The sequence below is a fragment of the Comamonas composti DSM 21721 genome (assembly GCF_000429845.1).
Lineage (GTDB): Bacteria > Pseudomonadota > Gammaproteobacteria > Burkholderiales > Burkholderiaceae_C > Comamonas > Comamonas composti.
This window is the reverse complement of the sequence record NZ_AUCQ01000002.1, coordinates 40,702-53,531: the sequence shown is the minus strand read 5'-3', so window position 1 is coordinate 53,531 and position 12,830 is coordinate 40,702. Positions and strand designations below refer to the sequence as shown.

The window sequence follows — 12,830 nt, the reverse complement described above, 5'->3', positions numbered from 1 at the left end:
AAGGAGCCATCCATGAACCATTGCACTTTCTTTGTCCGTCGCCTGCGCCTGTTCACGGGCGCTGCCTTGCTGGCCTTGCTGTCAGCCTGCTCCACTGTGGACCACGGAAAGGCTCCTGCGCTTGAGAAGAACGCCAGCTGGGCCGTGCTGCCATTCGAGAACCATACCGAGACACCCATGGCCGGCAGTCGTGCGGAAAGCATTGCGGCGGCTTTGCTCAATGTGCAGGGCGTGGGCTCGGTCAAGCGCTACACCGGCGATGCCCAGCAGGAAACCTTGTTCGACGGGCGTGATACCAAGCGTCGTGAAGACGCCTTGGCCTGGGCGCGTGGCGAAGGCGTGCGCTATGCCTTGCTGGGCGCGGTGGACGAGTGGCGCTACAAGGTCGGTGTGGACGGCGAGCCTGCTGTGGGCCTGGCTCTGGAAATCGTGGAAGTCAGCAGCGGTGAAACGGTCTGGAGTGGGGCCGGTGGCAAGAGCGGCTGGAGCCGTGAGGCCCTGTCGGCTGTTGGCCAGAAGCTCATGCGCAGTCTGCTGGGCACGGGTCTGGCCAATGTCCGGTAAGTGTTGAGCAGGGAGCCAGCGCATGTCAGTTCATGACTTATCCAGCCGCGGCGCAACGCAGGACGCGCCACGCCGCGCGGGTATTGCCCCGGAGTTCAGGGCTTCGCCCCTGGGGCTGCTGGTGCGTACCAGCACCAAGCCCTGGATCGTTGTCTTCGAGACCTTGCTGCTGCCGGTCCTGGCCCTGTGGATGGGATGGATGGTCAATCCAGAAGATGCGCTGTGGGTGCATGCCGAATTCCCCTGGGCCTGGATAGCCCCCATGCTCGTGGCCTTGCGCTACGGGCCGATTGCAGGGCTGTCGGCCGCTGGCGTGCTGCTGCTGGGCTGGCTGGGCTTGAACAGGCAGGACCTGTCGCTGTTTCCTTCACAGTACTTTCTGGGTGGCCTGATCGTGGTCATGATCGTGGGCGAGATCTCCAGCATTTGGCATGCACGCATCCGGCGTGCACGCACGGCCCAGGCCTATATGGACCAGCGCACCGAGCAACTGGTGCGTCAGCACTACCTGCTGCGCCTGTCGCATGACAGGCTGGAGCAGGAGCTCATAGGGCGGCCCGTATCCATGCGAGATGCCCTGCGCGTGCTCAGCAGCCTGGACGATGGACCCGAGGGGGCTCAAAGCCTGCTCAACCTGCTGGCCCAGTTTTCCCAGATCAGTGCAGCCAGCCTGGTGCGGGTCAGTAATGGCGTCATCGAGCCCCAGCCCATGGCCCAGCTCGGAGGCGTACGCCCGGTCGAGGTCAAGGATGCCCTCGTGCGTCAGGCCATGGGGAAATACCTGCTGTGCCATGTGGCCAAGGGTCAGGATGTGGACGCCGCATCGGCCTATCTCGTGGTTGCTCCCATGCTTGACCTGAGCGGCGAGATCTACGGCCTGCTGCTGGTCGAGGAGATGCCTTTCTTCGCACTGCAGGAAGAGAGCCTGCAGACCATCAACCTGCTGCTCGGCTACTACACCGATTGCGTGGCCGCGAACCGGCTGGCCCAGCCCCTGCTGCAGGCCTATCCCAACTGCCCGCTGCCATTCGCGTTCGAGTTGCAGCGCATGGAGCATGTGAACCGCAATTCCAGCTTGAGCAGCGTAGTCGTGGTGCTTGAACTGTCCGAGGCTGCGGCCAAGGATGGCATGGCCGAGCAGATCATGCGCCTGGAGCGCATGCTCGACCGCTCCTGGCTGATCGAGAAGAACGGGCGGCAAATGCTGGCAATTCTCATGCCCTTGGGCACCCAGGCGACGGCCGAGGGCTACCTCAACCGCATCGAAAGCTGGCTCGACCAGCGGGGTATGGACAGCTTGGGCGCTGCCGGGATTTTTCCGCACACGATTGTGCTGCGCGCGCGCACGGCTCTGAGCGTGCTTGAGGAACTTGACGGGATGACACATGCTTAATCTCAAGCTGGGCCTGGCGGCGCTGGCCGCCGAGTTTGCGTCCTGGGGCAGCTTCTGGTGGCTGGGCAGCACTTCGGATGCGGCGCTGCTCAGCTATCTGCTCAGTCATGCCCTGGCCAGTGCCTTGCTGGCCCTGTGCCTGCTGCCGCTGGTGGCCGGCACCATCAAGGACGCGCGCCAGCGCCTGGCCCTGATGGGGCTGATGAGCGTGATCTGCTATGCGGTTCCCTTCGTGGGGTTTGTGGCCGCAATCGCTGCAGCCCTGATTCTCAACGGCAAGCGAAAAGGCTTGATCCACAGGCATTTCGCCTCGCTAGCCCTGCCGGATTTCGATCCTCATCAGCAGGCAGGAGCGAGCCGGCGCCAGACGGGGCTGAGATCGTTTCTGGCGAATGCAGCCGTGCCGGTCTCCTCACGCATGAAGGCCGTGGTGGCACTCAAGGATGTGCCCGGCCACATTGCCTCGCCCATGCTGCGCATGGTCTTGGGCGATCCTCGCGACGACCTGCGGCTGCTGGCCTACAGCATGCTTGACGGCAAGGAGCACCGCATCAGTGTGGAAATCCAGCGTGAACTGGAGGCCCTGGAGCAGGCCAGGCGCAGCGAGGGGTCTGGCTCGCCCGGGCATCAGGGCCTGAAGGCGGCCTGGGCACTGTCGGACCTCTATTGGGAGTTGATTTACCAAGGTGTTGCCCAGGCCGATGTGCGCGACCATGCGTTGAGCCAGTCGCTGCAGTACTGCGAGATGGTGCTGGCCCAGCGTCCGGACAATGCCTTGTTGATGCTGCGCCGTGGCCGGTTGATGCACTTGCTGGGGCGAGACGAAGAGGCTCTGGTCTGCTACGACAAGGCCCTGGCGCTGGGCTTGCCTGCAGGGCGCGTCGTGCCCCACAAGGCGGAGCTGCTGTTCATTCAGCGCAAGTTTGCGCAGGTGCGCGAGCTGATGCGCTCACTCGATGCAGAGCATGCCATGCCCAGGCTGAGGCCTTGCATACGCTACTGGAGCACCTCATGAGTGCGTTTCCCAACGCGGCTCAGGCCGATATCGCCTTGCTGCTCGAAGGCACCTTTCCCTATGTGAGCGGCGGCGTGTCCAGCTGGGTCAACCAGATTCTGCGGGCCTATCCAGAGCATCGCTTCGCCATCGTCTTTCTGGGCAGCCGGCGTGAGGACTACGGTGATTGGCGCTATGAGTTGCCGGCGAATGTTGTGCACTTCGAGGAACATTTTCTCTATGACCAGCCAGGCAGCTTGATGGCCCCCGGGCCCAGCCAGTGCAGCCAAGCCGCTGAGGCCAGGGTTCGTGAACTGCTGGGCCTGCTGGAAGCGCATGCAGGGGGACGGGCCGAAACGCGCGAAGTACTGGACGCCATGCGGCAGGTCGCTCTGGAGCTGCACCCCGAAGGTCTGATGCCGCTGGAGAGCTTTCTTTACAGCGAGCAGGCTTGGGGTCTGATCTGCGACAGCTACCAGCGCTATTGCGCCGATCCTTCGTTCGTGGATTTCTTCTGGACGGTACGCATCATGCTCCAGCCCTTGTGGATGCTGGCACGCATTGCGAGAGAGCTGATTCCCGTGCGTGTGCTGCATACGGTCTCCACGGGCTATGCGGGCTTTCTGGCCGGCATGCTGCACCACAGCCGGGGTCTGCCGCTGGTGCTGTCCGAGCACGGCATCTATACCAAGGAAAGGCAGATCGATCTGCTGCAGAGCCAGTGGATACGCGACAACCGCAACATCTTCCAGCGCGACCCCATGGAGGTCTCGTTCTTCAGGCAGATGTGGATAGGTTTTTTTGAGTGGGTGGGACGGTTTTGCTATGACGCTGCAGATCCCATCATTGCCTTGTATGAGGCCAACCGCTTGCGCCAGGTGGACGACGGCGCTGTGGCTGCGCGTACCTGCAGCATTCCCAACGGCATCTCGGTGCAGCGCTTTGCGCCGTTGCGCGAGCAGCGCCCGGCCCAGACGCCGCCTGTGCTGTGCCTGATAGGCCGGGTCGTGCCGATCAAGGACATCAAGACCTTTGTGCGCGCCATGCGGCGCGTGGTGAACCACATGCCAGAGGCCCAGGGCTGGGTCGCAGGCCCCATGGACGAGGACCCCGACTATGCGCAGGAGTGCCAGAACCTGGTGCGCAGCATGGGCCTGGCCGAGAACATCCGCTTTCTGGGAATGCAGCGCGTGGACGAGTTGCTGCCCAAGGTCGGGCTGGTCGTGCTGTCCTCGATCAGCGAGGCCCTGCCCCTGGTCGTGCTCGAGGCCCAGGCTGCGGGCGTGCCCGTCATCAGCACCGATGTGGGCTCGTGCCGCCAGTTGATCGAGGGGCTGGAGCCTGAAGACAAGGCCCTGGGCTCATGTGGGCGCGTGGTCGGAATTGCCGATCCCGGAGCCTTGGCCGATGCCGCGCTGGAGCTGCTGGGCGCGGGCGAGCGCGCACAGCAGGCCTGGAAGGCCGCGAGTGCGGCAGGTGTGGCGCGCGTGGAGCGCTATTACACGGACAAAATGCTGTTCGATCGTTATCGCCAGGTCTATGAACAGGCCTTGCAACAAGCCAGGGAGCCCCGCTGATGGCCGGCATAGGATTTGAGCTGCGGCATCTGCTGCGCAAGAACACACTGACCAGCATCGTGCAGGCCTATACCTATGCGGGCGTCATCGGCTCGGGCCCCTGGGTCTTCTCCATCATCGGCATCCTGATGGTGGGGGTGTTCAGTGTCAGCGTGGTTGTGCCGACCTGGCTGGTCACGCAGTTCCAGACCTCGGTGACCTATCTGGTGGCCTGCAGCCTGATTCTCACGGGCCCGGTGCAACTGGCGTTCACGCGCTTTGTCTCGGACCGCCTGTTTCTCAAGCAGGACGAATCCGTGCTCCCCAATCTGCACGGGCTGCTGCTCATCGTCATGGGCACGGCCAGCGCGCTTGGTACCCTGGCCTTGTTCGTGGCGCTGCCTGGGCAAAGCCTGGTGTACCGGATGCTGATGCTGGCGGGGTTTGCACTGATGTGCGGCGTCTGGGTGCTGACCGTGCTGCTCTCGGGGCTCAAGCACTACCGGGCCGTGGCAGCCTTGTTTGCGCTGACCTACGTGCTCATCGTGGTCTTGTCCCTGCCTCTGCGCTACTGGGGGCTGGAAGGGCTCCTGGCCAGCTTTGTGCTCGGCCATGTGCTGCTGCTGGCCGGCATGTGGGTTCTGGTGCTGCGCAGCTTTCCTTTGCAAAAGCGCTGGATTGCTTTCGACTTCAAGCAGCGCAGCATGGTGTTCCCGGCCCTGATCGCCGTTGGTCTTCTGTACAACCTGGCGATCTGGGCCGACAAGTTCATGTTCTGGTTCTTTCCGCCGACATCGCAGCAGATCATTGGCGGGCTCAGAGCCTCTCTGATCTATGACTTGCCGGTATTCCTGTCCTACCTGTCCATCATTCCGGGCATGGCCGTGTTTCTGGTGCGCATAGAAACCGACTTCGTGGAGTACTACGACAAGTTCTTCGATGCCGTGCGCGGTGGCGGGTCGCTGGACTACATACAGTCCATGCGCAACGAAATGGTCTATGCCATACAGGCAGGGCTCGGGGAGATCGCCAAGATCCAGACCCTGGCGGTGCTCGTGACCTTTGTGGCCGGGCCCGGGGTGCTGCGCCTGCTGGACATCTCCCAGCTGTATCTGCCGCTGCTGCAGGTGCAGGTCGTGGGTGCGGGCCTGCAGGTGGGCGTGATGGCGGTGCTCAATGTGTTCTTCTATCTGGATCAGCGCCGTACCGTACTCATGCTGTGTGCCTTGATGCTGGGGCTCAACATCGTGTTCACGGCCATTACGTTGATGCTGGGTGCTGCGTTCTACGGCTATGGCTTTTGTCTGTCCATGCTGATCACGCTGTGCGTAGGGCTGCACAAGCTCTCCAGGGAGCTCGATCGCCTGGAGTACAAGACCTTTATGCTGCAGTAACCCTTCTCTTGCTCTGCGTCCTGTACCTGGTTGCGGGTTTGTTTGTGCCGGCTCTGGACGTGACTGAGTAACAATAGCGGGTTCAGCCTCTGGCATGCCTGTGGCCAGAGACTGCGGGCCCATTGCCTGCCATGCCCGCCCATCGCTTTTCTCACTCCAAGGTTTTGATGCCATGAAAAAACGTACTCTCTTGGCCACGGTGGCCCTGTCTGCCTTGCTGGCTGCCTGTGGCAAGAACGAGCCCGCATCCACGGCCGCGCCCGCTGCCGAACCGGCACCTGCCGCCGCAGTCAAGCTGGTCGTGGGCCTGGATGACAACTTCCCGCCCATGGGCTTTCGCGATGAGAAAAACGAGCTCGTGGGCTTTGACATCGACATGGCTCGCGAAGCCGCCCAGCGCCTGAGTCTGGACGTGGACTTCAAGCCCATAGACTGGAGCGCCAAGGAGGCCGAACTGGTGGGCAAGCGCGTGGACGTTCTCTGGAACGGTCTGACGATCACCGAAGAGCGCAAGAAAAACATTGCCTTCACCGCGCCCTACATGGAGAACCACCAGATCATCATCGTGCGCGCGAACTCCGAGATTCAGGACAAGAGCGGCATGGCCGGCAAGGTCGTGGGAGCGCAGGACGGCAGCTCGGCTGTGGACGCGATCAAGAAGGACGAGGCCGTGGCCGCGAGCTTCAAGGAGCTCAAGACCTTTGGCGACAACATCACGGCGCTGATGGACTTGTCGGCCGGCCGCCTGGATGCCGTGGTCGTGGACGAGGTCGTGGGGCGCTTTCATGTGGCCAAGAAGCCGGACGAGTACCGTGTCCTTGAAGAGAACTTCGGCACCGAAGATTACGGCGTGGGTCTGCGCAAGGAAGACACGGAGCTGCTGGGTAAGCTAGACTCCGCGCTTGCCGAAATGAAGAAGGATGGCAAGGCCGCTGAAATCGCCAACAAGTGGTTTGGCAAGGACATCATCAAGTAAGTCCCGTACGCGCAAGCGACCGGCAAGGCTTGGAACGTACGCGTTCTTGAAGCATTGCCGGTTTTTTGCGTTCTGGGCAGCGCAACCGCCAGCGACTGTCGGCCCTGCTCCATGCGGGATGGTCAGCCGCGCAAAGGCTTAGTTAATGGAATATGTAATCTCTCTTTTGGGCCCCCTGGGCAGTGGTGCCCTGGTCACCCTCAAGCTTTTTGCCATCACGCTGGTGCTGGCGATTCCGCTGGGGCTGACTCTAGCGCTGCTGCGCATCTCCAAGCTGCCAGGTGTCAGCGGCCTGGTCGGTGGCTATATCTGGTTGATGCGCGGCACGCCGCTGATGCTGCAGATGCTGTTCATTTATTTCGCTCTGCCGTTCGTGCCGGTGATCGGCGTGCGTTTGCCCGACTTTCCAGCAGCCGTGTTTGCGTTCACGCTCAACTATGCAGCGTATTTCGCCGAGATTTTTCGCGCCGGCATACAGTCCATAGATCGGGGGCAGTACGAGGGTGCCAAGGTGCTGGGCATGACCTATGGGCAGACCATGCGCCGCATCATTCTTCCCCAGATGTGGTCGCGAATTCTGCCGCCCGTAAGCAATGAGACGATTACGCTGGTCAAGGACACCTCGCTGATTTACGTGCTGGCCCTGAATGATCTGCTGCGCGCGGCGCGTGGAATCGTGCAGCGCGACTTCACGATCACACCGTTCGTGGTGGCTGCAGCCTTCTACCTCGCGATGACGCTGGTGCTGACCTGGATCTTTCAATACCTGGAAAAACGTCATGCGCGATATGAGTAAGCCCCTGGGGTGCTGTGCTGCTTCCCTTCAAGGGGGCGATAGCCTCGCAGACCCTGACTTGGATGGACGCCGGCTTCATGGGATGTGGGCGGCGCAAAGCGCCATGGAGAATTGAGATGGGTGTGGCAACTGAAGTGATGATTTCCGCCCAGGACATTCACAAGGGGTTTGGCGGAACGCCGGTGCTCAAGGGGGTGTCCCTGGAATTGCAGCGTGGCGAGGTTGTGGCCGTGATCGGCCCTTCGGGCTCCGGCAAGAGCACATTCCTGCGCTGCCTCAATCATCTGGAAACCGTGGACAGCGGCAGCATTCTTGTGGAAGGCGAAGTCCTGGTAGAGACCGGGGCCTCGGGCCAGGCGCGCTATGCAGGCGATGCCGAGATACGCCGTATCGGGCGCAAGATGGGCATGGTGTTCCAGTCGTTCAACTTGTTCCCGCACCTGACGGTACTCGAGAACATCATCGAAGCACCAATGGTCGTCAAAGGCCTCAAGCGCGAGCAGATACAGCCCAAGGCCGAAGCCCTGCTCAAGAAAGTGGGCTTGCTCGAAAAGCGCGACGCCTATCCCAACCGCCTTTCGGGCGGACAAAAGCAGCGTGTGGCGATAGCCCGTGCGCTGGCCATGGAGCCCGAGATACTGCTGTTCGACGAGCCGACCTCGGCCCTGGACCCCGAGCTCACGGGCGAGGTTTTGCGCACTATGCGCGAATTGGCCCAGGAGCACATGACCATGCTGGTGGTCACCCACGAAATGGGATTTGCCCGTGAAGTGGCCAACCGGGTGATCTTCATGGACCAGGGCAAAGTCATCGAACAAGGGCCGGCGGAAGCATTCTTTGCTGCGCCCAGCCTGGCCAGAACCGTGGCCTTTTTGCAAAGCATGTTGTAAAAAAACATCTTGCTGGGGCTGATGATTATTGTGGAAATCCCGGTGAAAAGCTTGTTTCCCAGGGGATTTTTGCTATGTATTTGAGAGCATTTTGTGCTGCATGGATTTAAAAACATTCATGAATGTATGTTTGCTGTAGAGCTTTGCTATGCTCACTCTTCAGGCGCCTGCAAAATATCGGGTTTTCCTGATATTTCGATTGAATCTTCAGAATGACATCCTCCCCCCCTCTCGTGGAATTGCGCAACGTTGGCTTTGGCTATGGTCAGCGCCTCATCTTGCGTGACCTGTCGCTGCAGGTTCCTCGGGGCAAGGTCACCGCCTTGATGGGCGCTTCGGGCGGAGGCAAGACCACGGTGCTCAGGCTGGTGGGCGGGCAGCAAAAGGCGCAGCAGGGCCAGGTGCTGTTCGACGGCCAGGATGTGGGCGCCATGGATGCCCAGGCCCTGTATGCCGCGCGCCGGCGCATGGGCATGCTGTTCCAGTTCGGTGCCTTGTTCACGGACATGAACGTGTTCGACAACGTGGCCTTTCCACTGCGCGAGCATACGGATCTGCCGCAGGAGCTGGTGCGTGACATCGTCCTCATGAAGCTCCATGCCGTAGGGCTGCGGGGAGCGCGTTCCCTGATGCCCAGCGAGATATCGGGCGGCATGGCCAGGCGCGTGGCGCTGGCGCGCGCGATTGCACTTGATCCCGAGCTCATCATGTATGACGAGCCGTTTGCGGGCCTGGATCCGATCTCCCTGGGGACTGCGGCCCAGCTCATACGTCAGCTCAACGATGCCATGGGCCTGACCTCGATCCTGGTGTCTCACGACCTGGAGGAGACCTTTCATGTGGCCGACCATGTGGTGATTTTGGGCGAGGGCGGTGTGGCGGCCCAGGGGTCTCCGGATGAGGTGAGGCAAAACCCGGACCCTCTGGTGCAGCAGTTCATCAATGCGAGGCCGACGGGGCCTGTGCCCTTCCATTACCCCGGTGTTTCTGCCGAGCAGGACTTTGGCACGAGCGCCGAGTCCCGCAGGAGGCGCAGATGAACTGTCTGCATCCCGCACGCATAGGCGCAGCCGTGCGCCGACAGCTCGCGAATCTGGGGGCGGGCACGCGCCTGCTGTGGCAGTTGTTGCTGTCGCTGGGGCCTGCTCTGCGCCGACCGCGTCTCATCGGCGATCAAATCCATTTTTTAGGCAATTACTCGCTGGCCATCATCGGTGTCTCGGGCCTGTTCGTGGGATTCGTGCTGGGGCTGCAAGGCTATTACACCTTGCAGCGCTACGGCTCGGCCGAGGCCCTGGGGCTGCTGGTGGCCCTGTCCCTGGTGCGCGAGCTCGGGCCCGTGGTCACGGCCTTGCTGTTTGCGGGGCGTGCGGGTACGGCGCTTACGGCCGAGATCGGCCTGATGAAGGCCGGCGAGCAACTGTCGGCCATGGAGATGATGGCCGTGGATCCCGTACGTCGCATCCTGGCGCCACGCTTCTGGGCGGGTCTGATGGTCATGCCACTGCTGGCGGCGGTGTTCAGCGCCGTGGGCGTGATCGGCGGCTGGCTGGTGGGCGTGGTCATGATCGGTGTCGATGGCGGTGCTTTCTGGGGACAGATGCAAGATGGCGTCGACTGGTGGTATGACCTGGGCAACGGCGTGATCAAAAGCCTGGTTTTCGGTCTTGCCGTGACTTTCATCGCCCTGCTTGAAGGCTATGCGGCCAAGCCCACGCCAGAGGGCGTTTCGCGCGCGACTACGCGCACCGTGGTCATGGCCTCGCTGGCCGTGCTGGGGCTGGATTTTCTGCTCACGGCCACGATGTTCAGTCTTTGAGCGCAGGGCAAACAAGGAAAACAAAACATGCAGCAATCCAAGAGTGATGTCTGGGTCGGACTGTTCGTGCTGATCGGTGCTGCGGCGCTGGTGTTTCTGGCGCTGCAGTCGGCCAACCTGCTGAGCCTGAGCTTCGAGAAGACCTATCAGGTGACGGCCCGCTTCGACAACATAGGCGGGCTCAAGCCCAAGGCCGCCGTGCGCAGCGCGGGTGTGGTCGTGGGGCGCGTGGAGTCGATTACCTTTGATGACCAGTTGTACCAGGCCACGGTGGCACTGGCGCTGGAGACCCGGTATAAGTTCCCCAAGGACAGCTCGCTCAAGATTCTGACCAGCGGTCTGCTCGGGGATCAGTACATAGGCATAGAGGCTGGAGCCGACGAGCAGGATCTGCAGTCTGGCGACAGGCTTACATCCACGCAGTCAGCCGTGGTGCTCGAAAACCTCATAGGCCAGTTTCTTTACGGCAAGGCCGAGCAGGGAGGTACTGCCGTTGGAGGGGGTGAGAAATAATGAAAGCAAGCCATAACGCACGATACCGCTCATTGCTGCTGGGCGTGGCACTGACCTCGCTGCTCGCAGGATGTGCGACGACCACGGGTGAGCCCAATCCCCGCGACCCTTTCGAGTCCTTCAACCGTGGCATGTACGAGTTCAATGACGGACTCGACAAAGCGGTTCTCAAGCCTGTGGCCACGGCCTACAAGAAAGTGACGCCACGTGTGGCGCGTGAAGGGGTGGGCAACTTTTTTGCCAACCTCGGCGATGCCTGGTCCTTTGTGAACAACCTGCTCCAGGGCGAGGGCGAGGGTGCCTACAACTCCATCGTGCGCTTTTCCGTGAATACGGTGTTCGGCATAGGCGGTCTTTTCGACGTGGCCACCGAGGCTGGCATACAGCGGCGCAAGCAGGATTTCGGTCAGACCCTGGGCAGCTGGGGCGTGCCCTCGGGTCCTTACTTGGTCCTGCCTTTGCTGGGGCCTTCGACGGTGCGCGATACTGCTGGCCTGCCTGTGGACTGGCTGGGCAATCCGATCACGGCGGTTGGCGATGTGTCCGTGCGCAACAGCATGTATGCGCTGCGCTATGTGGACCTGCGTGCCTCGCTGCTGGGGACCACGGACCTGCTCGATTCCGTGGCCCTGGACAAGTACAGCCTGACGCGTGATGTCTATCTGGGCTTTCGCAAGTCAGGCGGTTCAGGCGGTGATGGCCGGCTCGACGACGACTACGACGACGATTCCGGGCGTCTGCCGCCCGATGAGGATGAATAGCCGTCTGGTTCTGCCCGGGTAACATTCAAAGACCTAAAAGCCAGGGGCTTTCCTGGCTGAAAAGAAATTTGTGCAAGATCAGGGCGGGGCGGCCCAGGGCGGCTCTGTCTCTTGGAAAGGAAGAGTCATGATCAATCGACGTATCTGGAATGCCGCTGCAGCCTCCGTGCTGGCCCTGGGGGCCTGGGGCTTCATGCCTGCGCATGCGGCCGATGAAAGCCCTGATGGGTTGATCAAGCGTGTCTCCAGCGATGTGCTCGAGACCATCAAGAAGGATCCTCAGCTGCGCGGCGGCGATCCCTCCAGGGTGAATGCCCTGGTCAACGAAAAAGTCATGCCCTATGTGAATTTCAGGCGCATGACTTCGGCTGCCGTGGGCCCTTCCTGGCGCAAGGCCACGCCCGAGCAGCAGCAGCGCCTGCAGGAAGAGTTCAAGGCCTTGCTGGTGCGTACCTATTCGGGCGCACTTCATGAGGTCACCGACCAGACCATCAATCTCAAGCCCTTGCGCGCTGCGCCTGGCGACACCGATGTGCTGGTGCGCTCCGAGATCCTGGGGCGCGGCGACCCCGTGCAGCTCGACTATCGTCTGGAAAAGACCGCCGATGGCTGGCGCATCTACAACCTCAACGTGCTGGGCGTGTGGCTGGTCGATACCTATCGCAGCCAGTTCGCGCAGGAGATCAATGCGCGCGGCATCGATGGCCTGATCGAAAGCCTGGCTTCGCGCAGCAAGATGCCGGCCACTGGCGGCAAGAGCTGATAGGAATCACCCCTCCCCATGACCACACTAGAGCTTCCCCGTGAGTTGACGTATCGCCAGGCGCGCAACTGCCTTTTGCAGCTCAGGCCCAAGGTCGAGGCAGCACAGGCTCAGCAGGTGGTCATGGATGCGAGCCGCATTGAAGTCTTTGATTCCTCGGCCCTGGCCGTGCTGCTCGCATGCCGGCGTGCAGCCCAGGAGGCGGGCAAGCAGCTGCTGGTCAAGGGCTTGCCCAAGGGGCTGCGCTCCATGGCGGTCCTGTATGGCGTGGATGGCCTGCTGCAGCCGCCGGCTCACCCTGCAGCTGCTGCATGAGGCATTCGATTTGTGTCGCGTCGGCTGCGCGATGAGGTCCCGGGGACCGGGTCGCGCTCATAAAGGCCTGCGGGCGCAGGCTTGACGGCAAGGCCC

Annotated in this window: 14 protein-coding genes; all 14 read left to right on the top strand. The window is 61.9% G+C overall.

Annotation, left to right across the window (positions count from 1 at the left end; all coding sequences use genetic code 11):
* Positions 1 to 12 precede the first annotated feature (12 nt).
* The 14 genes from G486_RS0101980 to G486_RS0101915 all read left to right on the top strand — a co-directional run bounded on the left by G486_RS0101980 (position 13) and on the right by G486_RS0101915 (position 12,734).
* The gene (locus G486_RS0101980; protein ID WP_027014020.1) at positions 13 to 564 is read left to right on the top strand and encodes a hypothetical protein; all 552 of its coding nucleotides are present in this window, start codon (positions 13 to 15) and stop codon (positions 562 to 564) included.
* A 22-nt stretch (positions 565 to 586) separates the two neighbouring features.
* Positions 587 to 1,957 carry a PelD GGDEF domain-containing protein gene (locus G486_RS21330; RefSeq protein WP_034386388.1) on the top strand — a complete coding sequence of 457 codons (1,371 nt, stop codon included), beginning with the start codon at positions 587 to 589 and terminating at the stop codon, positions 1,955 to 1,957.
* Positions 1,950 to 2,972, top strand: a complete 1,023-nt coding sequence (locus G486_RS0101970; RefSeq protein WP_027014019.1) for a tetratricopeptide repeat protein — start codon at positions 1,950 to 1,952, stop codon at positions 2,970 to 2,972. The genes G486_RS21330 and G486_RS0101970 overlap by 8 nt, the downstream gene beginning before the upstream one ends.
* Positions 2,969 to 4,528: a GT4 family glycosyltransferase PelF gene (gene pelF / locus G486_RS0101965; protein ID WP_027014018.1), complete on the top strand. Its 1,560-nt coding sequence runs from the start codon at positions 2,969 to 2,971 to the stop codon at positions 4,526 to 4,528. The genes G486_RS0101970 and pelF overlap by 4 nt, the downstream gene beginning before the upstream one ends.
* A complete protein-coding gene (gene pelG, locus G486_RS0101960) occupies positions 4,528 to 5,901 on the top strand; it encodes an exopolysaccharide Pel transporter PelG (protein ID WP_027014017.1) in 1,374 nt (457 codons plus the stop codon). Before pelF ends, pelG begins: the two co-directional genes overlap by 1 nt.
* 172 nt (positions 5,902 to 6,073) lie before the next feature.
* Positions 6,074 to 6,877: an amino acid ABC transporter substrate-binding protein gene (locus tag G486_RS0101955; protein WP_027014016.1), complete on the top strand. Its 804-nt coding sequence runs from the start codon at positions 6,074 to 6,076 to the stop codon at positions 6,875 to 6,877.
* Between the two features lie 145 nt (positions 6,878 to 7,022).
* A complete protein-coding gene (locus G486_RS0101950; protein WP_027014015.1) occupies positions 7,023 to 7,673 on the top strand; it encodes an amino acid ABC transporter permease in 651 nt (216 codons plus the stop codon).
* Between the two features lie 137 nt (positions 7,674 to 7,810).
* The gene (locus G486_RS0101945) at positions 7,811 to 8,563 is read left to right on the top strand and encodes an amino acid ABC transporter ATP-binding protein (protein ID WP_027014014.1); all 753 of its coding nucleotides are present in this window, start codon (positions 7,811 to 7,813) and stop codon (positions 8,561 to 8,563) included.
* A 212-nt stretch (positions 8,564 to 8,775) separates the two neighbouring features.
* Complete coding sequence (locus G486_RS0101940; protein ID WP_027014013.1) at positions 8,776 to 9,603, top strand: ABC transporter ATP-binding protein; 828 nt, start codon at positions 8,776 to 8,778, stop codon at positions 9,601 to 9,603.
* On the top strand, positions 9,600 to 10,382 hold the full coding sequence (gene mlaE, locus G486_RS0101935; RefSeq protein ID WP_027014012.1) for a lipid asymmetry maintenance ABC transporter permease subunit MlaE: 783 nt from the start codon (positions 9,600 to 9,602) through the stop codon (positions 10,380 to 10,382). Before G486_RS0101940 ends, mlaE begins: the two co-directional genes overlap by 4 nt.
* Positions 10,383 to 10,409: 27 nt before the next feature.
* Positions 10,410 to 10,895 (top strand): outer membrane lipid asymmetry maintenance protein MlaD, encoded by a 486-nt coding sequence (mlaD, locus tag G486_RS0101930; protein WP_027014011.1) that lies wholly within the window; start codon positions 10,410 to 10,412, stop codon positions 10,893 to 10,895.
* Positions 10,895 to 11,656, top strand: a complete 762-nt coding sequence (locus G486_RS0101925) for an MlaA family lipoprotein (protein ID WP_034386384.1) — start codon at positions 10,895 to 10,897, stop codon at positions 11,654 to 11,656. Before mlaD ends, G486_RS0101925 begins: the two co-directional genes overlap by 1 nt.
* A gap of 127 nt (positions 11,657 to 11,783) precedes the next feature.
* Positions 11,784 to 12,419 carry an MlaC/ttg2D family ABC transporter substrate-binding protein gene (locus G486_RS0101920; protein WP_027014009.1) on the top strand — a complete coding sequence of 212 codons (636 nt, stop codon included), beginning with the start codon at positions 11,784 to 11,786 and terminating at the stop codon, positions 12,417 to 12,419.
* Between the two features lie 18 nt (positions 12,420 to 12,437).
* A complete protein-coding gene (locus G486_RS0101915; protein ID WP_027014008.1) occupies positions 12,438 to 12,734 on the top strand; it encodes an STAS domain-containing protein in 297 nt (98 codons plus the stop codon).
* The last annotated feature ends 96 nt before the right edge of the window (positions 12,735 to 12,830 follow it).